The 19,200-nt window shown below is 70.9% G+C and carries 21 protein-coding genes; 6 read left to right on the top strand and 15 right to left on the bottom strand.

The genetic code is table 11. From position 1 onward, the window contains the following. Positions 1 to 2 precede the first annotated feature (2 nt). The 3 genes from ACQP2Y_RS42475 to ACQP2Y_RS42465 are packed head-to-tail and all read left to right on the top strand — an operon-like array spanning position 3 to position 3,129. Positions 3 to 650: a TetR/AcrR family transcriptional regulator gene (locus ACQP2Y_RS42475; RefSeq protein ID WP_433722014.1), complete on the top strand. Its 648-nt coding sequence runs from the start codon at positions 3 to 5 to the stop codon at positions 648 to 650. Further along, entirely contained in the window at positions 647 to 2,047 is a 1,401-nt protein-coding gene (locus ACQP2Y_RS42470) for an aldehyde dehydrogenase family protein (RefSeq protein ID WP_433722012.1), read from the top strand. The genes ACQP2Y_RS42475 and ACQP2Y_RS42470 overlap by 4 nt, the downstream gene beginning before the upstream one ends. Beyond that, positions 2,044 to 3,129 (top strand): alcohol dehydrogenase catalytic domain-containing protein, encoded by a 1,086-nt coding sequence (locus ACQP2Y_RS42465; RefSeq protein ID WP_433722010.1) that lies wholly within the window; start codon positions 2,044 to 2,046, stop codon positions 3,127 to 3,129. The genes ACQP2Y_RS42470 and ACQP2Y_RS42465 overlap by 4 nt, the downstream gene beginning before the upstream one ends. Here the strand turns inward: ACQP2Y_RS42465 and ACQP2Y_RS42460 are convergent. Then, positions 3,126 to 3,854 carry a DUF5753 domain-containing protein gene (locus tag ACQP2Y_RS42460; RefSeq protein WP_433722008.1) on the bottom strand — a complete coding sequence of 243 codons (729 nt, stop codon included), beginning with the start codon at positions 3,852 to 3,854 and terminating at the stop codon, positions 3,126 to 3,128. The genes ACQP2Y_RS42465 and ACQP2Y_RS42460 overlap by 4 nt on opposite strands. Positions 3,855 to 4,159: 305 nt before the next feature. Here ACQP2Y_RS42460 and ACQP2Y_RS42455 point away from each other — a divergent pair, with 305 nt between their 5' ends. Next, complete coding sequence (locus ACQP2Y_RS42455; protein ID WP_360545222.1) at positions 4,160 to 4,462, top strand: DUF6232 family protein; 303 nt, start codon at positions 4,160 to 4,162, stop codon at positions 4,460 to 4,462. 5 nt (positions 4,463 to 4,467) lie between these two features. Here the strand turns inward: ACQP2Y_RS42455 and ACQP2Y_RS42450 are convergent, their stop codons facing one another. Continuing rightward, positions 4,468 to 5,340, bottom strand: coding sequence for a helix-turn-helix domain-containing protein (locus ACQP2Y_RS42450; protein ID WP_433722006.1), 873 nt, complete (start codon positions 5,338 to 5,340; stop codon positions 4,468 to 4,470). A gap of 198 nt (positions 5,341 to 5,538) precedes the next feature. On the opposite strand from ACQP2Y_RS42450, the gene ACQP2Y_RS42445 reads away from it, so the two are divergent. Further along, positions 5,539 to 5,739: a DUF397 domain-containing protein gene (locus ACQP2Y_RS42445; protein ID WP_360827176.1), complete on the top strand. Its 201-nt coding sequence runs from the start codon at positions 5,539 to 5,541 to the stop codon at positions 5,737 to 5,739. Positions 5,740 to 6,504: 765 nt separating this feature from the next. On the opposite strand, the gene ACQP2Y_RS42440 is transcribed toward ACQP2Y_RS42445, so the two are convergent. The 12 genes from ACQP2Y_RS42440 to ACQP2Y_RS42385 form a co-directional block, all read right to left on the bottom strand. Further along, the gene (locus ACQP2Y_RS42440) at positions 6,505 to 6,825 is read right to left on the bottom strand and encodes a MerR family transcriptional regulator (RefSeq protein ID WP_433722003.1); all 321 of its coding nucleotides are present in this window, start codon (positions 6,823 to 6,825) and stop codon (positions 6,505 to 6,507) included. A gap of 1,129 nt (positions 6,826 to 7,954) precedes the next feature. Then, positions 7,955 to 8,554 (bottom strand): TetR/AcrR family transcriptional regulator, encoded by a 600-nt coding sequence (locus ACQP2Y_RS42435; RefSeq protein ID WP_433722001.1) that lies wholly within the window; start codon positions 8,552 to 8,554, stop codon positions 7,955 to 7,957. Further along, positions 8,554 to 9,759, bottom strand: coding sequence for an acyl-CoA dehydrogenase family protein (locus ACQP2Y_RS42430; RefSeq protein ID WP_433721999.1), 1,206 nt, complete (start codon positions 9,757 to 9,759; stop codon positions 8,554 to 8,556). Before ACQP2Y_RS42430 ends, ACQP2Y_RS42435 begins: the two co-directional genes overlap by 1 nt. Next, complete coding sequence (locus ACQP2Y_RS42425) at positions 9,759 to 10,757, bottom strand: phosphotransferase family protein (RefSeq protein WP_433721997.1); 999 nt, start codon at positions 10,755 to 10,757, stop codon at positions 9,759 to 9,761. Before ACQP2Y_RS42425 ends, ACQP2Y_RS42430 begins: the two co-directional genes overlap by 1 nt. Further along, positions 10,754 to 11,530 carry an SDR family oxidoreductase gene (locus tag ACQP2Y_RS42420; RefSeq protein WP_433721995.1) on the bottom strand — a complete coding sequence of 259 codons (777 nt, stop codon included), beginning with the start codon at positions 11,528 to 11,530 and terminating at the stop codon, positions 10,754 to 10,756. The genes ACQP2Y_RS42425 and ACQP2Y_RS42420 overlap by 4 nt, the downstream gene beginning before the upstream one ends. Further along, positions 11,527 to 12,282, bottom strand: coding sequence for an SDR family oxidoreductase (locus ACQP2Y_RS42415; protein WP_433721993.1), 756 nt, complete (start codon positions 12,280 to 12,282; stop codon positions 11,527 to 11,529). The genes ACQP2Y_RS42420 and ACQP2Y_RS42415 overlap by 4 nt, the downstream gene beginning before the upstream one ends. Positions 12,283 to 12,372: 90 nt before the next feature. Next, positions 12,373 to 13,647 carry an ABC transporter substrate-binding protein gene (locus tag ACQP2Y_RS42410; RefSeq protein ID WP_433721991.1) on the bottom strand — a complete coding sequence of 425 codons (1,275 nt, stop codon included), beginning with the start codon at positions 13,645 to 13,647 and terminating at the stop codon, positions 12,373 to 12,375. Beyond that, complete coding sequence (locus ACQP2Y_RS42405; RefSeq protein WP_433721989.1) at positions 13,644 to 14,690, bottom strand: branched-chain amino acid ABC transporter permease; 1,047 nt, start codon at positions 14,688 to 14,690, stop codon at positions 13,644 to 13,646. The genes ACQP2Y_RS42410 and ACQP2Y_RS42405 overlap by 4 nt, the downstream gene beginning before the upstream one ends. After that, the gene (locus ACQP2Y_RS42400) at positions 14,687 to 15,565 is read right to left on the bottom strand and encodes a branched-chain amino acid ABC transporter permease (protein WP_360545201.1); all 879 of its coding nucleotides are present in this window, start codon (positions 15,563 to 15,565) and stop codon (positions 14,687 to 14,689) included. Before ACQP2Y_RS42400 ends, ACQP2Y_RS42405 begins: the two co-directional genes overlap by 4 nt. Before the next feature lie 16 nt (positions 15,566 to 15,581). After that, complete coding sequence (locus tag ACQP2Y_RS42395; RefSeq protein ID WP_433721986.1) at positions 15,582 to 16,298, bottom strand: ABC transporter ATP-binding protein; 717 nt, start codon at positions 16,296 to 16,298, stop codon at positions 15,582 to 15,584. 55 nt (positions 16,299 to 16,353) lie between these two features. Beyond that, on the bottom strand, positions 16,354 to 17,079 hold the full coding sequence (locus ACQP2Y_RS42390; protein WP_433721984.1) for an ABC transporter ATP-binding protein: 726 nt from the start codon (positions 17,077 to 17,079) through the stop codon (positions 16,354 to 16,356). Between the two features lie 160 nt (positions 17,080 to 17,239). Next, on the bottom strand, positions 17,240 to 17,854 hold the full coding sequence (locus ACQP2Y_RS42385) for an alpha-ketoglutarate-dependent dioxygenase AlkB (protein ID WP_433732310.1): 615 nt from the start codon (positions 17,852 to 17,854) through the stop codon (positions 17,240 to 17,242). A gap of 99 nt (positions 17,855 to 17,953) precedes the next feature. Between ACQP2Y_RS42385 and ACQP2Y_RS42380 the strand changes: the two genes are divergently transcribed. Beyond that, on the top strand, positions 17,954 to 18,799 hold the full coding sequence (locus ACQP2Y_RS42380; protein ID WP_433721982.1) for an alpha/beta fold hydrolase: 846 nt from the start codon (positions 17,954 to 17,956) through the stop codon (positions 18,797 to 18,799). Here the strand turns inward: ACQP2Y_RS42380 and ACQP2Y_RS42375 are convergent. Beyond that, positions 18,794 to 19,150 (bottom strand): cytoplasmic protein, encoded by a 357-nt coding sequence (locus tag ACQP2Y_RS42375; RefSeq protein ID WP_433721980.1) that lies wholly within the window; start codon positions 19,148 to 19,150, stop codon positions 18,794 to 18,796. The genes ACQP2Y_RS42380 and ACQP2Y_RS42375 overlap by 6 nt on opposite strands. Positions 19,151 to 19,200 lie beyond the last annotated feature (50 nt).

Genomic DNA, 19,200 nt, shown 5'->3' with positions numbered 1-19,200 from the left:
AAATGGCCCGGCCCCGGCACACCCTGCTCAGCCGAGAGCGGATCGTCGAGGTGGCGGGCCAGCTGGTCGACGCCGAAGGACTCGAGGCCGTCTCCGTGCGCCGGCTCGCCACCGAGCTGGGCGTCGCCGGGCCCTCGCTCTACAACCACTTCCCGACCAAGGCCGAGATCCTGGACGCGGTCGCCGACGCGGTGGTGGCCCGGGTGGACGTCTCGTTCTTCGCCGACCACGACTGGCGCGAGGCGTTGCGGCTCTGGGCGTACTCGTATCACGCGGAGCTCTCCGCCCACCCCAACATCGTGCCCGTCCTGGCCCACGGCCCCGGCCGCCGGCCGGCCGCGCTGGCCATGGCCGACACCGTCTACGGCGGGCTCATCGCGGCCGGCTGGCCGCCGGCCCGGGCCACCCACATCGGCGCCGTGATGCGTTATCTGGTCACCGGTGCGGCCCTCGGCTCGTTCGCCCTAGGCTTCGACGAGGACCCCCAGCTGTACGCCGAGCGCTACCCGCACCTGCGCGACGCCCACCTGCTGGCCGAACACCGGCGCAGCGTCGACGAAGGCGCGTTCGCCCTCGGCCTGGAAACCGTCCTCACCGGCCTGGACGCGCTCAAGGCGCGGCTCGACACGCTGAAAGGGAGCCTGACATGACCCTCTCCCGCGACAGGATCTACCTCGACGGGGCCTGGACGGCTTCCGCGGGCACCGAGACCATCCCGGTGGAGAACCCGGCGACCGAGGAGATCCTCGGCCACGTGCCCGCCGGCACCGCCGAGGACGTCGACCGGGCCGTCGCGGCCGCCCGGGCCGCCTTCCCCGGCTGGGCCGGGACGCCGATGGCCGAACGCGGGGCGGTGCTGGGCAAGCTGCACGAGGCGCTCGCCGCCCGCGCGGGCGACATCGCCCGCACCGTCGGGCTCGAGCTCGGCACGCCGCTCAAGGTCGCGAAGGCGGTCCAGGCGGGACTGCCGCTCACGGTCCTCCGGGGGTACGCCGACCTGGCCGCCCAGCCGGTGCCGGAGGAGACCATCGGCAACTCCCTGATCGTGCACGAGCCGGTCGGCGTGGTCGGGGCGATCACCCCGTGGAACTACCCGTTGCACCAGGTCGTCGCCAAGGTGGCCGCCGCGCTGGCCGCCGGCTGCACAGTGGTGCTCAAGCCCAGTGAGCTGACGCCGCTGGTGGCGTACCTGCTGATCGATGCCGCGGACGAGGCCGGGCTGCCGCCGGGGGTGCTCAACCTGGTGCCCGGCACCGGGCCGGTGGTGGGCGCGGCGATCGCCGGGCACCCGGACGTGGACATGGTGTCGTTCACCGGCTCGACCGCGACCGGGCGGGCGATCACCCACGCCGCCGCCGACCGGATCGCCCGGGTGGCGCTGGAACTCGGCGGCAAGTCGGCCAACGTGATCCTCGAGGACGCCGACCTCGCCAAGGCGGTCAAGGTGGGCGTGGGCAACGCCTTCCTCAACTCCGGACAGACCTGCACGGCGTGGACCCGGATGCTGGTGCACCGCAGCCACTACGACACCGCGGTCGAGCTCGCCGCGGCCGCCGCCTCGGCGTACACCACCGGTGACCCGTTCGACGAGGGCACCCGGCTCGGGCCGCTGGTGTCCGCGGCGCAGCGCGAGCGGGTCCGGGGCTTCATCGCCCGCGCCGACGCGCGACAGGTGGCCGGTGACGCCCCGGTCCCGGAGAAGGGCTACTTCGTCGCGCCGACCGTCTTCGCGGACGTCGACCCGGCGAGCGAGCTGGCCCAGGAGGAGGTCTTCGGCCCGGTGCTGTCGATCATCGGTTTCGACGACGACGACCACGCGGTGGAGATCGCCAACAACTCGAAGTACGGTCTGGCCGGTGGCGTGTGGGGCTCACCGGACCGGGCGCTGGCCGTGGCCCGCCGGATGCGGACGGGCGCGGTCGACGTGAACGGCGGCTCGTTCAACCCGGTGGCCCCGTTCGGCGGCTACAAGCAGTCCGGCCTCGGCCGCGAGCTCGGCGCGTACGGCCTCAGCGAGTTCCAGCAGACGAAAGCGATTCAGCGGTGACCTCTTACATCAAGGCCCTGGTCGTCCGGGAGGCCGGCACGGCCCCCGCGGTCGAGGAGCTGCGCCTGCCCGAGATCGGCCCCGGCCAGGTCCGCATCCGCATCCGCGCGGCCGGCGTCTGCCACTCCGACCTGTCCATGGTCAACGGCACGCTGAGCCCGCCGCATCCGCTGGTCCTCGGGCACGAAGCGGCGGGCGAGGTGGTGGAGGCCGGCGCCGGCGTGACCCGGGTACGCGCGGGAAGTCACGTGGCGCTGAACTGGTCACCGCCCTGCCGCGAATGCTGGTTCTGCACACACGGCGAGCCGTGGCTGTGCTCGACGGCGAACGTGGCGGCGCTGGAGAACGGCAGCACGCTGGACGGCGCGCCGGTGCACGTGACGCTGGGGCTGGGCGCCTTCGCCGAGCAGGTCGTGGTGCCGGAGCGGGCCGTCATCCCCGTACCGGATGAACTGGCCTGGGAAAGCGCGGCCCTGCTGGGCTGCGCGGTGCTGACCGGCACCGGAGCGGTGCGCAACACCGCGCGGGTCGCCGAGGGTGACTCGGTCGTGGTGATCGGCCTCGGCGGGGTGGGTCTGTCGGTGGTCGCGGCGGCCCGGGCCGCCGGCGCCGCGACGGTCATCGCGGTGGACGTGTCGGAGGCCAAGAAGGCGCTCGCGGAAGCCGCGGGGGCGACCGACTTCGTGGTCTCGTCGGAGAATCTGTCCAAGGACATCCGGTCGCGCACGGATCGGCTGGGCGCGGACCACGCCTTCGAATGCGTGGGCCGGGCGGCGACCATCCGGGCGGCGTGGCGGGCGACCCGCCGCGGCGGCCAGGTGACAGTGGTGGGCATGGGCCGCGCGGACGACATGGTGGAGCTGAGCGCGCTGGACATCTTCTCCAGCGCCCGCACGCTGCGGGCCTCGGTCTACGGCTCGTCGGACCCGGACGTCGAGGTGCCGGCGCTGGCGCAGGACGTGCTCTCGGGTGCGCTGAAGCTCGACCACCTGATCACCGACCGCATCCCGCTCTCCGGCGTCCCGGCGGCCTTCGAGCGGATGGCCCGTGGCGAGGGGGCCCGTTCGGTCGTGGTCTTCTAGGACGGGTTGTAGGGCAGCGAGTCGCGGATCCGGCTGATGGTGGCCAGGGCCGCGGCGTTGCCGTCGGTGCCGGCCAGCAGCCGGTCCAGGCAGTCGCTGTACGGCCTGGTCGCCGTCGCGCCGGTGAGCAGCGAGTCGGTCGCGGTCGACTCCAGGAAGAGCACCTCGGCGCTGTCGTCGGCGAACCGCAGGAGCTCGAAGTATCCGCCGAGACCGGCGTGCGCGCCGTCGTCGGCCGGCTTGACCACCAGCGTGATCGTCTCGAGCTCGCCCAGGTGGAGCAGGTCGTCCAGCTGCGTCCGCAGGACGTCGACGCCGCCGACCGGCCGGCGCAGGACGAACTCGTCCAGCACCACGGTCAGCCTCGGCGGCTCTGCCCCGCACATCCGGTCGAGCAGGTCGTGCTGCCGTCCCAGGCGCACCTCGACGCGGGCCAGAGCGGCAGGATCCTCAGGCGCCCGCCCGGTGATCGCAGTGGTCGCGGCCAGCGCGTACGCCGGGGTCTGCAGGATGCCCGGCACGACCAGCGGCTGGCACACGCCGAGCTGCGCGGCCCGGGCCTCGTGGTCGAGGAAGCGCGGGTATTCGATGGTGAACTGGTGGAGCGCCCACCAGTCGCTGTCCCGATCCCGGTGATCAGACGACAGCCGCAGTGAATCTCGCAGCTCGCTCAGCGGGGCCAGAAGCCGATCGCGGGCGAGTGCCGGTCCGGTGGGTTGTGACATGACGAGCCTCTTCCACTGGTGAGGTCCGACTACGCCGTCGTCCTGAGCTGATTGGGGAGTCGCTTCCTCCTCGATCTCTCGGTGCGTCACCGACCGGTCTCTCGGTGTGTCCCCACGATAAACGACGGGACCGAATCGGCGCCCTCATCGTTCGACCCAGACTCTAACCGGGCGATGATCCGGCGCGGCCCGGCCCGGGTGCATTTTGCAGATAGCGCTTAGCTGTTAGAAATTTGTGATCAGACCGTTGCTGACCGGAAATTTCTGCGGACAATCGGAGGCAGGATCGAGGTAAGGGGACCGAGATGTCGATCGACCGCACTTCCCCGAGCGCCCCTCGATGCGGCTGGGCCGTCTACTACGCCGACCGCCGCATCGTCGTCACCAGCTGGTACGTCGAGACGCAGCACCAGCGTTACCGCATTCCCGACCTGGAGGACGTCGCCGTCGTGCTCGACCCCCGGCGCGGCTTGCGCTGGCGGGAGATCCGCGCCCTGCACCACGGCACGGAGGTGGTCCTCTACGGCACCGGCGACCGGGCCCAGTTCGAACGGGTCCGCCGCGCGCTGATCCGGGCCCTCGAGATCAACCGCTCCCCGTTCCCGTGACCCGCTCAGACCTTCAGGCGCCGGCGGGCCCGGCCGATCTCGTCGGTGGCGTGCTTGCCGGACAGCCCCGACGAGAGCAGGTCGTCCATGATCTTGCGGAAGGTCTCCGTCTTGGTCTTGTCGGTCAGCAGGAAATCGTCCGCCGGCGTCTCGATGAAGACCACGTCGTCATCCTGGCGGCCGGCGAACTCCAGCAACTCGAAGGTGCCACCCAGGCCACCATGGGCGCCGAGGTCAAGCGGAACCACAGTGAGATGCACCGTCGGACGCTTGGAGACGGCCAGCAGATGATCGAGCTGAGCGGCCATCACCTCGGCCCCACCGACCGGGCGCAGCAGCACGGCCTCATCCACGGCCATGTTGAGCACCGGGGGACGGCTGCTGTCGAGCCGGTCGAACAGGGTCTCCTGACGCTTGCGGCGAACCTCGGTCAGGTTCATCCCCGTCGAGTCGGCGACGGCCTCCTTGATCACCGGCGAACTGAGTGCCTTGGCGTACTCGGGGGTCTGCAGGAGGCCGGGGATGAACAGGGCGAAGTAGCCGTACAGGCCGGAGGCCTCACTCTCGAAGGCGACGAAGTCCTTGAACTCCTGCGACAGCTTCTCCTCACGCCACCACCGGCGCTCCCGGGAGATCTCGGAGAGGTCCATCAGCCGCTCGACCTCGGCCGCATCCTGGACGTCGTAGAACTCCAGGAGGGCCTTGACCTCGATCGGCTGGATCGTGACGACGCCGTTCTCGATGCGGTTGAGCTTGCTCTGCGACCACCGCATCTTCCGGGCGACAGCGGAAGCGGTGTGCCCCTGTGCCTCCCGCCGCTCACGCAGATAGGTGTGCAACCGCAGGCGCGCGATGGCTGGGCCGACCGGCTCGGTCATGATCAACTCCGGTGACGTCGGCAATCGTGGATCTCCTTTACCTTAGTGCAATTTGCAACTGGATGTTTGCACCGGCATGGTCTAGCATCCAGTTTTGCTCGCGTTAGTTCCGGGTCAGACGCGGACAAAAACGTAAAATCAGACTTATCAGCCTGGGGTGCTTCGACCGCCGGGCGCTCTTATACAGCTGGAGGCCGGATGAACACGCCCGACGAGGTCCATCAGTGGCGCAAGAGCAAGCGCAGCTCGAGCGGTAACTGTGTCGAGGTGAGTGCCGGGCCGCAGGCGATTCTGCTCCGGGATTCGAAGAATCCGCAGGGGGCTGTGCTCTCGTTCAGCCGGGAGACTTTTCAGGACTTTTTGCGTGGGGTGCGGGGCGAGGAGTTCGACCTGAGCTGAGGTGAGCGGGGGCCCGCGCCGATGAGTTCTGGCGGCGCGGGACGTGACAGCAAGCGGCCAGCAGGCTGCTCGCCCTGCCGGTGCCGACCATCGCCGCGATCAACGGGCCGGTGTCGGCCGGTCCGAGCGGGGGCCCGGCTCGGGCGTTTGGCCGGAACGTGCTGTGGCCGCGCTGCTGGAGGTCGAGCATCTGGCCGAGGCCCGCCCTGGGCGCAGCCGCCACCGCGACCATCGCCGGCTTGCGGCTCCTGCCGGCGACGCCGCGCGAAGTCCTCGAGCGCGTTCGCCGGCCGACAGGGGCCTGCTCGCGATGGTCGAGGCCGTGCAGCATCGTGTCGCCGCTTGACCTTTCCCCTGCCAGCTGTGCCGGGGAAGCTGCTAGCCCACCACGACCGGCTCCCGAGGATGGCGACCGGGCGCCGGTCGGTGTGGGTATGCCGCGAAGCGGCGTTGGGATGCCGGGTCGTTGTAAGGATTGCCGGCCGAGGCGTCGCTGAGTGTGATTACCACTCGGATGTCGGATGGTCGGCCAGATTCCGCTGAGTCTGGGTGCCGTCGAGCCTGGGTGCCGCTGGGACCGCTGGCCGTGGGGCCGCTGGCCTGGTGTCGTCGGGCGGGGTTGCGTCGGGCCTGGGTGCTGTCCCAGGGATGCGCCGAGCGGGAATCCATCGGGATGTGCCGAGCGTGGGGCCGAATCGGGGTCGGGAATGACGAACGGCCCCAACCCGGTGATGGGCGGGACCGCGTGCCGGGGGCGGCGGGTGGTCATTCCGCGTTGCTGTTCTCGTTTCTGCGCAGGGACTCGTTGACCCGGAGCGCTTCTTCGAGCTGGTCCTGCAGGATGATGATCCGGCACGCCGCCTCCAGGGCCGTGCCTTCGTCCACCATCTCTTTGGCGCGGGCCGCCAGCCTCAGCTGGTAGCGGGAGTAGCGCCGGTGTCCGCCAGGGGAGCGGAACGGGTCGATCAGCTTCGCGTCGCCGAGCCTCCGCAGGAAGTCCTGGGATACGCCGACGATTTCCGCGGCTCGGCCCATCGTGTAGGCCGGGTAGTCCTCGTCACCGAACATGTCGTCGGGTTGGGCCATGTCACCTCCATGTCGAGGGCCCCGGCGCTGATCGCGCCGGGGCCCAGGGTTATCGGGTTTTAGAACACCATCTGCCGACAGTCGCGTCGGTTTGTCTAATCCGCACCAGCCGTGTGTAACGGTTTCGGGTGCGAGGATCGCGTAAGCGTGACCGGAGACCACCTCTCGTTCGATGGAAACTGCGGTGTCCACTCGACCCGGTAGAGCGGTCGGAGCGGGCGATCCAACGGTGCGTGAACCCTCCCTTTCCTCTGCGTTCCACTTGCTCTGACGTGATGCGTACTGCGCACTTCCCCGCCGGTGGTGGAGCCCCACGCAAACTTCTTGGCCCTGCCACGTGCGGCGGATCCGCAGACCCCGCCGCTTAGGCGTGGGTACTGCTTACTTCCTGGTGCTACGCCCGTCGTGACCTCACGGCCGGGCGGGTACGTCCGCGTCTTGACGTTCTCGTTTCGACAACCAATACGTTAGCCCCCATCGCTCAGGAAATCTAGTTGTTCACGGACAGATTTTCTCGCGTGTCGCCCGGCCCTCCGGTGGCGGGAGGCCGCGGTAGGCAGGGACGGGGAACGGGACGACGGGTGAGGAGCCGCCGGGAGACCGCAGGAGGTGCGCGCCAGGCTGCGGAAACCGCAGGGAGGCTGCGGGTGGCGCGGGTGGCGCGGGTGGCGCGGGTGGCGCGGGTGGCGCGGGTGGCGCGGGTGGCGCGGGAGGCGGTGGCGGCCCGGGAGGTGGGGCAGCGGAGGCCCGAGAGGCGCGGCAAGCGGCGGCAGGCGCCGAAGGTGCGGGAGGCGCGCGGGACGGGAGGTGCCAGGTGCCGGAGGCGCAGGGGAGGTCGCTGGAGGTGCGGGAGGCGCCAGGGAGAGCTGGCGGCAACGCCACGGGAAGGCCCACTGGAAGTCGACGAAGGAGCGGGAGTAGGCGGGGTTCGACGAACGGGACGTCCGGGCAGCAGGGGTGGCCCGGGGAGGGCAAGAGGTCAGCGGGGAAGCCTGCGGGAAGCCGGAGGGCAGTCACGAGCGCCGGTCATGGGATGACGCTCAGGGATGGCAGCCAGCGCGAGCGACCGAGGGCCGACCGTCAGGGTGTCAGTAGGCCGGCGGTCGTGGGTGGCGTCGATAGACCAAGCTCAGGCAGCAGAGGTGAGCAGCGCCGTCACTGCTCGGGTCAGGACGAGTCGGGCCGCGTCCGGCTCCAGGCCCATTGCGTCCCGCAGCGTGCCCCAAGTCGGCCACATGCTCGTCGCCGTCAGGGCTGCCAGTAGCGTCTCGTCGCCGTCGATTTCTCGGGCGAACAGAATCTTCAGCTCGGTCCGGACCCGATCCGTATGGCTGCGCCGGTAGCTCTGCAGCGCCGGCGAGAACGGTTCCTTCAGCGCCGATGCCTTCGCCGCCGGGGCGATGTGTTCCAGGAGCCGGGCCCGCTGCTGGCAGTACGCCTCGATGCGCGCCGCCAGCGGCAGATCGGTCGGCACCGCCTGGTGCGCCTCGTCTCGCTGCTCCAGAATTCTCTCGCCGCTGGCCGCGAACAGAGCCTCCATGTCCGCGAAGTGGCTCCACAGTGCACGCAGCGAAACTCCGGCCTGCTTGGCGATGCGGTCCGCGGTCGGGCGCAGGTCTCCCTCGAGGATCAGCGCCACGTGGGCCTCCACGATGGCGTTGCGGGTGCGTTCCGAGCGGGCCGTGCGGCCGTCGATGCGCTGGGGTGGGCGGGGTGAGGCGGCCGGCATCAGGCGCTCCGATAGCGGTTGAGTTCGCGGCGCGCCAGCGAGCGCTTGTGCACCTCGTCGGGGCCGTCCGCGAGTCGCAGGGTGCGGGACTGCGCCCACAGGCGGGCCAGCGGGGTGTCCTGGCCGACGCCCGCGGCGCCGTGGGCCTGGATGGCCTTGTCGATGATCCATTCGGTGGTGCCGGGCACGATGATTTTGATGGCCTGGATCTCGGTGTGCGCGCCCTTGTTGCCGACCGTGTCCATCAGCCAGGCCGCTTTGAGGACCAGCAGCCGGGCCTGCTCGATGCGGACCCGGGATTCCGCGATCCATTCCTGTACGACCCCCTGCTCGGCCAGGGGCTTGCCGAACGGGGTGCGGGTCAGCGCGCGCCGGCACATCAGCTCCAGGGCGCGTTCGGCCATGCCGATCAGGCGCATGCAGTGGTGGATCCGGCCGGGGCCCAGCCGGGCCTGGGAGATGGCGAATCCGGAGCCTTCCTCGCCGATCAGGTTCTCGGCCGGCACTCGGACATCCTCGAGAACCATCTCGGCGTGGCCGCCGTGGTCGCCGTCGTCGTAGCCGAAGACCGTCATGCCGCGCTGCACGGTCAGGCCCGGTGTGTCCCGGGGGACCAGGATCATGCTCTGCTGCACGTGCCGGGCGGCCTCGGGGTCGGTCTTGCCCATCACGATGAAGATCTGGCAGTTCGGGTTCATCGCGCCGGAGATGTAGAACTTGCGGCCGTTGATCACGTAGTCGTCGCCGTCGCGGGTGATCCGGGTGCCGATGTTCGTCGCGTCCGAGGATGCGACCTGGGGCTCGGTCATCGCGAAGGCCGACCGGATGGCTCCTTCGAGCAACGGGCGCAGCCAGCGTTCCTGCTGGGCCGGGCTGCCGAACTGGGCCAGCACCTCCATGTTGCCGGTGTCCGGGGCGGCGCAGTTGAGCGCGGGCGGGGCGATCGCCGGGCTGCGGCCGGTGAGCTCGGCCAGCGGCGCGTACTGCAGGTTGGTCAGGCCGGCGCCGTGCTCGCCGGGCAGGAAGAGGTTCCACAGGCCGGCCTCGCGGGCCTTGGCCTGCAGCCGGGCGATGACCGGCGGCGGGGACCAGTCGCCGGCGTACTCCTCGTCGAAGGTGGCCTCGGCGGGGTAGACGTACTCGTCGAGGAAGGCGAGCAGGCGCTTGCGGTAGTCCTCGGTGCGGGCATCGAACGCGAAGTCCATCAGTTTTCCTCCAGCGTTCCGTCGAGCGACTCATGACCTTGGGCGACCAGTGGCGCCACGAGCGCGCCGACCGTGTCGAAACCCTCGCCCACCGTCTGGCCCTGAACGTAGCGGTAGTGCACGCCCTCGAGGATGACGGCGAGCTTGAACGCGGCAAAGCCCACATACCAGTGCAGGTCGGAAACGTCCCGGCCGGAGCGTTTGGCATAGTGGTCGGCCATCTCGGCGAGGCTCGGATGCCCGGGTACGGAGATCGACGAGCGGCCACCGAGAAGCAGTGGACGGCCCGCGTAGACCAGCATCAGAGCCACGTCGCTGAGTGGATCACCGAGCGTGGACATCTCCCAGTCCAGCACCGCGTTGATCTCCATTCGCGGGCCGATCAGCACGTTGTCGAGCCGGTAGTCGCCGTGCACCACCGCGCCGGCGCCGTCCGGGATGTCCGCGGCCAGCCGGGCGTGCAGCTCCTCGATGCCCGGCACGTCGCGGCTGCGGGACGCGTCGAGCTGCTTCTTCCACCGGCGGACCTGGCGCTCGTTGAAGCCCTCGGGGCGGCCGAAGTCGGCCAGCCCGATCCCGGCCGGGTCCAGGGCGTGCAGGTCGGCGAGCGTGTCCACCAGCGAGAGCACCAGCGTGTGCATCGCGGCCGGGCCCATCGCCTCGAGCGCGTCGACGTCGCGGTAGATCGTGCCGTCGACGTGCTCCATCAGGTAGAACGGCGCGCCGATGACGTCCACGTCGGCGCAGAGCAGCACGGGGCGGGGCGCCGGGAAACCGGCCGCCGACAACGCCTTCAGCACGCGGTGCTCGCGGACCATGTCGTGCGCGGTCGGCAGTACGTGCCCCAGCGGCGGACGGCGCAGCACCCAGCGTTCGGTCCCGTCGGTGACCGCGTACGTGAGGTTGGACCGCCCGCCGGCGAACATCGTGGCGGTCAGCGGGCCGGAGCCGAGGTGGGCCCGGAGCCGGTCCAGGTCGAGTCCGCGGGGGCCGGTCATGCGGTGGCCGCCGTGTCGAAGCTGCGCTGGATCTTGTTCATCCCGCCCAGCCAGCGGTCGGTGTCGGTGGCCCGGCGCTGGTAGTACTCGGCGACCTCAGGGTGGGGCAGCACCAGGAAGCTGTCGCCTTCGAGAGCCTTGGCCACCACGGCAGCCACCTCGGCCGGGTCCATGGCGGTCGCGGCAAGCTGGGCCCGGCTGGCACTGTCCGAGCCGCTGCCGAGCATGTCGGTGCGGACGCCCTGCGGGCAGAGCGCCTGGACGGTGATGCCGCGGTGGGCGTACGTGGCGCGCAGCCACTCGGCGAAGCCCAGCGCGGCGTGCTTGGTGACCGAGTACGGCGCACTGCCGAGCAGAGTCAGCAGCCCTGCCGCGGAGACGGTGAAGAGCAGCCGCCCGCCACCGTTCTCCAGCCAGCGGGGTAGCACCGCGCGGGCCACGTACACGTGGGACATGACGTTGATCTGCCAGGCTTTCTGCCAGGCGTCGTCGGGCGCCTCGGCCGACCCGGCGGTCAGGATGCCGGCGTTGGCGCAGAACAGGTCCACGCCACCGAGCTCGGCCCACGCCGTGTCGACGAGCCGGCGCACGTCGTCCTCGCTGCCCGCGTCGCCCGGGACGGCCACGCCACCGATCTCGGCCGCCACGGCCTCGGCGGCGGCCGGGTCCAGGTCGTTCACGATCACCCGGGCGCCGTCGGCCGCGAACCGGCGGGCCAGAGCCGCACCGATGCCGCTGCCGGCGCCGGTGACCACCACGCGTCGCAGGCTCACTGGACCGCGCCCGTCAGCGTGACGCCGCCGTCGATGACCACGGTCTGGCCGGTGATCCAGGCGGCGTCGGCCGAGCAGAGGAACGCGACCGTGCCGGCCACGTCCTCGGGCACGCCGAGCCGGCCCAGCGGGTACGTGGCCGCGACCTGCTCCTCGCGACCCTCGTACAGGGCGGTGGCGAAGCGGGTCTTGATGACGGCCGGGGCGACCGCGTTGACCCGGATCTTCGGGGCCAGCTCCACGGCCAGCTCCTCGGTGAGGTGGATCAGCGCGGCCTTGGTCACACCGTAGAAGGCGATGCCCGGGGCCGGGCGTACGCCGGAGACGGACGAGATGTTGACGATCGAGCCGCCCTGCTCGGCGAGCCCGCCCCGCAGCGCCTCCTGCACCCAGCCGAGCGTGCCGAGCACGTTGACGTCGATCATCTTGCGGGCCGCCCCCAGGTCGAGCGAGCTCAGCGGCCCGTACGCCGGGTTGATGCCGATGTTGTTGACCAGCACGGTGACCGGCCCGAACGCGCCCAGCACGGTGTCGATGACAGCGGCCCGGTGGTCGGCGTCGTCGCCCTTGCCGGCGACGCCGATCGCGACGTCCGGCCCGCCGAGGTCCTTGGCCGCGTTCTCCAGGGCGCCGGCGTCGCGGCCGGTGATGCACACCTTGGCGCCCTCGGCGACGAAGCGCTGGGCGATGGCGAACCCGATTCCACGGCTGGCCCCGGTCACGACGGCCACGGCGCCGTTGAGCTTCGTCATCCGGTCAGAACCTCCTACTAATGAGTAACTTTCTCGCCGCCAACCCTGCACGGGTCGGCGGCGAGTCGCAACCGCTTCGCCACAGGCAGGCTATGAGGCCGCCGGGATGCCGTTCGCGGGCGGGGCGGCCGGCGGTGTCGTGTACGGCGCCACTGGGCCCTCCGCATCGTCCGTCTCCAACGGCTCGCCGAAGTAGGTCTGCTTGCCGCCCTCGACCTTCGAGAGCCGCATGCCGCCGTACCCGGAATGGTCGTCGGCCGAGAAGCGCAGCGGCGCGAGGCCCGGTCCCTGGAAGCCGTTCTTCTCGATCGCCGAGATCAGCCCCTCGCGGGTCAGGTCCTTGCCCGCGGCCTGCAGGCTCTGCACGAAGAGGTAGCCGACGGACATGCCGTAGACGATGTTGTTGTCGAACTCGGCGTTGCCGTTGTGGGCCGCGTTGACCTTCTTGTAGAGCTGGATCCACGGGTTGGCTTCGTCGTTGCTCAGCGGCAGGTAGTTGTCCGAGATCAGGCCCTCGGTCAGCGGTGCCGCCGCGCCCAGCTGCTTGCTCAGGGTGCCGAGGTCGGCGCCGACCTGGGAGACCACGAACTGCGGCTTGAAGGCGATCTTGGCCGCGGTGCCGAGGCTGAGGGCGGTGAAGCCGGGCACGGTGGCCAGCATGACGACCTGGCAGCCGGCCTGCTTGAGCGCGCCCATCTGCGGGCCGACGTTCGGGTTGCTGGTCACGTACGACTGCTTGGCGGCCACCGGGCCGAGGATCTTCTCGATGCCGGCCAGCGCGTCCCGGCCGAAGTCGTCGTCCTGGCCCAGGAAGCAGACCTTCTTGCCGGCCTGGGTCGCCTTGACGTGGGTGGCCAGGATCTTGCCCTCGACGGTGTAGTCGACGTTGAAGCCGAAGGTGCCCGGATACTTGTCGGGCTGGTCCCAGCTGCGGCTGCCGGAGGCCACGAACAGGTCGGGGACCCGGTTGGTCTTGAGGAAGTCCAGCACGCCGGTGTGCGTGGGGGTGCCCAGCCCGTTCAGGATCGCGAAGACCTTGTCCTGCAGCACCAGCTCGCGGACCACCTGCTGGGTCGTCGCCGGGTTGTAGGTGTCGTCCATGATCTTGTAAGTGATCTTGCGGCCGTGCACGCCGCCGCTCGCGTTCACGTAGTCGAAGTAGGCCTTGGTGGCCGGAGCGATCTTGGAATAGCCGGCCGCGGCCGGGCCGGTCAGCGGCATGTGCGTGCCGACCAGGATCTCGGTGGCGGTCACGCCGGGAACGCTGCCGCCCCCGCTGCTGCCTCCGCCCCCGTCGTCACTGCTGCAACCGGCGGCGGCGGCGACCAGGGCCGTCACGGCGAGCGCGGACCATATACGTCTCATGCCTTTCTCCTTCTGAATCGTAGTGAGGCGATACCGCCGGGTGCGGCGAGCATGACGACGATCAACGTGACGCCGAACAGCGCCAGCGGCAGGTTTCCCTCCAGCCGCTGGGCGACCGCGGGCGACACGTCGATCAGTTCGGTGAGCGAGTGGGTGAGGGCGGGCAGGGCCACCAGCAGGACCGCGCCCCAGACCGCGCCGGCCAGGCTGCCCAGGCCGCCGATCACGATGGCCATCACCAGGAACAGCGACAGCGAGATCGGGAAGGCGCCGGGGGAGACGCTCTGGGCGAGCACCGCGAACAGCGCGCCGCCGAGGCCGGCGCAGGCCGCGCTGACCACAAAAGCCAGGACCTGGGTACGGGCGACGTTCACTCCGGCGATGCGGGCGGCGGCCTCGTCATCGCGTACGGCCCGCAGCGCCCGGCCGAACCGCCCTCGGACCAGTGTCGCGAGCAGGAACACGGTGAGCAGCGCGCCGGCCCAGGCCAGCCACGCCTGCCAGCGCTCGTACGGGAACGTCGCGCCCAGCGCCAGCGGCGGCGGATCGACGTACACGGACAGGCCCTGGTCGCTGTTGAAGGTCTTGTCGAAGGTGCTGGCGATCGCCGGCACCACCACGGCCACCGCGAGCGTGAGCCCGGCCAGGTAGGGCCCGCGCAACCGGGCCGCGGCCAGCCCGACGATGCCGCCGGCCACCGTGGCCACGGCGATCCCGGCCAGTACGGCGATCAGCAGCGTCCACTGACCCCGGCCGGCCAGCTTCTCCTGGACCATCGCCACCGTGTAGGCACCGGTGGCCATCAGCGCGCCGTGCCCGAGCGAGAGCTGCCCGTTGAGCCCGGTGAGGACGGTCAGCCCGGCCGTGACGCACAGGTAAGCGCCGACGGTCGCGAGCTGATAGTTGCGGAACGGCGGCAGCACATAGCTCAGCGCCAGGATCAGCACGGCCGCGGCCACCGTCCACAACAGATGGCGATGCTTGCGGGGCACGGTGCGGATGCGGGTGGTCGCGTCCACCTTCGGAGCCAGCGTGACGCTCATACGGCTCTCGCCGCCGATCGGGAGAACAGCCCGCCGGGCCGGCCCAGCAGCACCACGACCAGCAGAATCAGCACGGCGATCGGGGCCACGGTGGCGCCCAGGTAGCCGCTGACGTAGGAGAGCAGCAGCCCGACGATCAGCCCTCCGGCCACCGCGCCGATCGTGCTGTCGAGGCCGCCGACCACCGCCGCGGTGAAGGACGACACGAAGACGATGTCCATGGCGTTCGGGTGCAGGCCCAGCTCGGTCGGCAGCACCAGCATGCCGGCCAGCGAACCGACCGCGGCGGCCAGCGCCCAGCCCAGCGTCAGCATCCCGCCGACGTTCACCCCGAGCAGCCGGGACACGTCGGGTGCGAACGCCGAGGCGCGCATCCGCAGGCCCACGGACGTACGGGTGAACAGCAATGCCAGCAGGGCCACCACGACGAGGACGGCGCCGAAGACGAACAGGTCGAAGCGTGACAGCAGCGCGATCCCGCCCACGGTGAAGGCCTCGCGGCTGAACGGCGCCTCGGCGGGCCGGAACTCGTTGCCGTAGATCATGCCGAGCACACCCTGGATGACCAGCACCAGGCCGAGCGCCACGACCACCCCGTTGAGGTGCGAGGAGTGGTCGACGAAGCGCATCACCACCCGCTCGGTCGCGGCCCCCAGCAGCAGCCCGCCGAGCACCGCCACGACGAACCCGAGCCAGTACGAGCCGGTCGCCGCCGACACCGAATAGCCGACGTACGCCGTCGCGACCGCCATCGCGCCCTGGGCGAAGTTGACGATCCGGGTGGCTCGCCAGATCAGGACCAGGGCCAGGGCGAACGCGGCGTACACCGCACCCCGGCTCAGGCCGTCGAACGTGAGGAACACGAACCGGTCCATCGCCCTCCTGTCTTGATCAGAAACCGAGGTATGCGTGCCGCATGTCCTCGTCGTCGCGCAGGGTGGCGGCGTCCGCGTTGGCGACGACCCGGCCCAGCGACATCACGATTCCCGTGTCGGCGACCGACAGGGCACTGCGCACGTTCTGCTCGACGAGCAGCACGGTCAGCCCGGTGCGGTCCCGCAGGGTGCGCAGCAGGACCATGATCTGGGCGGTCACCTTGGGCGCCAGCCCCAGCGACGGCTCGTCCAGCAACAGCAGGCGCGGCCGGCCGACCAGGGCCCGGCCGAGCGCGAGCATCTGCCGCTCCCCGCCGGAGAGCTGGTGGCCGGGGAAGCGGCGGCGCCGGGCGAGCGGCTCGAACAGCTCGTACACCTCGTCCAGGGCGCGCTTGGCGTCCGCCCGGTCGCGGCGCCACAGGCCGCCGAGCCGCAGGTTTTCGTCCACGGTCAGCTCGGTGACCACGCCGCGGCCCTCGGGCACGTGGGCCACGCCCCGGCGCACCATCTGCTCGACCTTCACCCCGCGCAGGTCCTGCCCGTCGAGCACGACCCGGCCGGTGGCCGGCCGGAGCAGACCCGAGAGGGTACGCAGCAGCGTCGTCTTGCCGGCACCGTTGGCCCCGAGGACGGCGGTGATGGAACCCGCGGCCACCGTCAGGTCCACATTGTGCAGAACCGGCGCGGCGCCGTACCCGACGGTGAGCTGCTCCGCCTCCAGCAGCGCGGTCACGCTGTGCCTCCTGCGGCATGCCCTCGTGGCCCTTGCTTCGCTGCGGTGCAGTCGGTCATGCCGCAGCCCCGAGGTAGGCGTCCACGACGGCCTCGTCGGTGCGGATCTCGGCCGGGGTCCCGTGCGCGACCGGCTTGCCGAAGTCCAGCACCAGGATCTCGTCGCAGACCGCCATCACCAGGTCCATGTGGTGCTCGACCAGCAGCACCGCGCAGGACAGGCCGGTGATCAGCTCACCCAGCTCGGCGATCTCGTCGGCGCCGAGTCCGCCGGCCGGCTCGTCCAGCAGCAGCAGGCGGGGCTGGGCGACGAGGGCGCGGGCCAGAGCGACACGCTTGCGGACCGCGTACGGCAGGCCGCCGGGGAGTGCGTGCGCCTGCGGGGCGACACCGCAGCGCTCGAGCGCTTCCCACGCGCTTTCGGGTCTCTGGCCCGCGTGTTCGGCGCCGACCATGACGTTCTCGAGGACCGTCAGGCCGGCGAAGAGGCCGACACCCTGCAGCGTGCGGGCGATGCCGAGCCGCGCCAGCCGGTGCGGGCGGGGCCGCAGCGGGCGGCCGTCGAGCGAGATGGTGCCGGCGGTCGGGGCGACAAAACCGCAGACCACGTTGAAGAGGGTGGTCTTGCCCGCGCCGTTGGGGCCGATGACGCCGACCGTACGGCCGGGTGGCACCCGCAGGGAGACGTCATCGAGAGCGACCAGGCCGCCGAACCGGACGCCGATCCGGTGCAGGGAGAGGCCTTGGGAATCGGGATCGGTGGCGGGCGCGGGTCGGGTCATCGTCACCTCGGCACTGAGGTTCGCCGCACCGTCCTGGATGGAGGATCATGCGGTCGGCAGTTATTACACTTGGAGTGTAAGTTCTTGAGACGCCATGTCAATGCCCTGGAAACATTACCGAAAGTCGATGGGTCGGCGACGATCCGTGGCCGGTCTGTGACTAAGCCACGTTGATCGGGCGGAACTGGACGCTGACCCGGGGACCCACCGGCTTCGCCGTCTTCGGGATGGCGTGCTCCCAGGTGCGCTGGCACGAGCCGCCCATCACGATCAGGTCGCCGTGGCCCAGCGGGAAACGCAGCGACTCCGCGCCACCCGCGCGGGGACGCAGCATCAGGTTGCGCGGGGAGCCGAATGACACGATCGCGACCATCGTGTCCTCGCGCGAGGAGCGGCCCAAAGTGTCGCCATGCCAGGCGACGCTGTCGCGGCCGTCGCGGTAGAGGCACATGCCCGCTGTCACGAAACCCTCGCCCAGCTCCGGCTCGTAGTGCGCGGAGAGCTGGTCGCGGGCCTGGGTCAGCAGTGGGTGCGGGAGAGTCTCGCCGCGGCCGTACCAGCGCAGGAGGCGGGGGACGTCGACCACGCCGTCGTACATCGGGCGGCGCTCGGCGCGCCAGTCGACCTCGGCCAGCAGAGTCTCGAAGACGGCGTCGGAGGCCTGCACCCAGCCGGGGAACACGTCGACCCAGGCGCCGGCGGTCAGCTCGTGCCGGACCAGGCGGCCGGGCAGGGGGCCCAGGGAGGCGGACGGGCCGGCCATGAGGTCGAGCATCGACGGCTGGTAAGCGCTCACGCCGCCACTCTACAGCGAGTTCGTACGTGCGTACTAAATCGCTTCCGGAGGGTGGGTGGCGCTGCCAGGCTGCGCGCCATGCCCACCTTCACAGCGCCGGACGGCATCAGGCTCGCGTACCGCACGGCCGGGGAGGGTGATCTGCTCGTCTGCCTGCCGGGACCGATGGCGGACGCCGCGTACCTCGGTGATCTCGGTGGCCTGGACCGGCACCGCCGGCTGGTGCTGCTCGATCTGCGGGGCACCGGCGAGTCCGCGACCCCGGCGGACGCCGGGTCGTACCGCTGCGACCGTCAGGTCGGCGACGTCGAAGCCCTGCGCGACCACCTCGGCCTGAGCAGGATGGACCTGCTCGGCCACTCCGGCGGCACCAATCTGGCAGTGCAGTACGCGGCCCGCCACCCGGACGCGGTCAGCAAGCTGGTCCTGATCACTCCGAGCCTCATCGGCGTCGGCATCCCGGTGTCCGCCGAGCTGCGCCGCGCGACCGCCCAGCTCCGCAAGGACGAACCGTGGTACCCGGCCGCCGCCGTGGCCCTGGCCGCGATCGGGTCGGGCCAGGCCACGGACGCCGACTGGGAAGCCCTCACCCCGCTGCGGTACGGCCGCTGGGACGCGGCGGCGCAGCAGCACTACGCGGAGTCGAGCAAGCGGATGAACCTGGCTGTCGTCGAGGCTTTCGCGGCGGACGGGGCGTTCACGCCGGAGGCGACCCGGGCCGCCCTGGCGACCTTCGCGGCACCGGTGCTGCTGCTGGCCGGCGAGGTCGACCTGAACAGCCCGCCGCCCGCGGTCGCCGACCACGCCGCGCTCTTCCCGGACGCCACCCTGGCCGTGCAGCCGGGAGCGGGCCACCAGCCGTGGCTCGACGACCCCGAGCGGTTCGTGGAGCTCGTCACGGCGTTTCTAGGGCCACCCTCATGAGGAGGTCGGCCCAAGCGGCTGCTCGCCGGTCAGTGGCTGTCCGTCACCCGGCGCAGGCTCCTTGAGCTCGATGAAGATGGTCCGGCACTCGGTGTCGCCGATGTTCGCCCCGGAATGCTCCTGAGCGGCGAGCCAGCGCACCTCGCCCGCCTCCAGCTCGACCTGCACCTCGCGTCCGCCGGAGGACAGCGCACGCCGGAAGCCGCTCAACGTCACCATGACGCTGTCCGGGTGCCGGTGCGGGGTGGTGCGGTCACCGGGCCGGTCGGCGTAGGCGAGGACGCGAACGCGATCGTTCTCCATCACCACGCGGTAGAGGTCGGGATCGGTGACGACTGGGTCGTGGCTCATGGCACACCTCGCGAGTAGGTCCAGCTTCGTGGGACGACGGTACCATCAAG

Origin of the sequence: Actinoplanes sp. CA-051413 (genome assembly GCF_050955795.1) — a bacterium.
Classification (GTDB): domain Bacteria; phylum Actinomycetota; class Actinomycetes; order Mycobacteriales; family Micromonosporaceae; genus Actinoplanes.
Note: the sequence above shows the minus strand (reverse complement) of the source record. Positions and strands in the feature narration are given on the sequence as shown.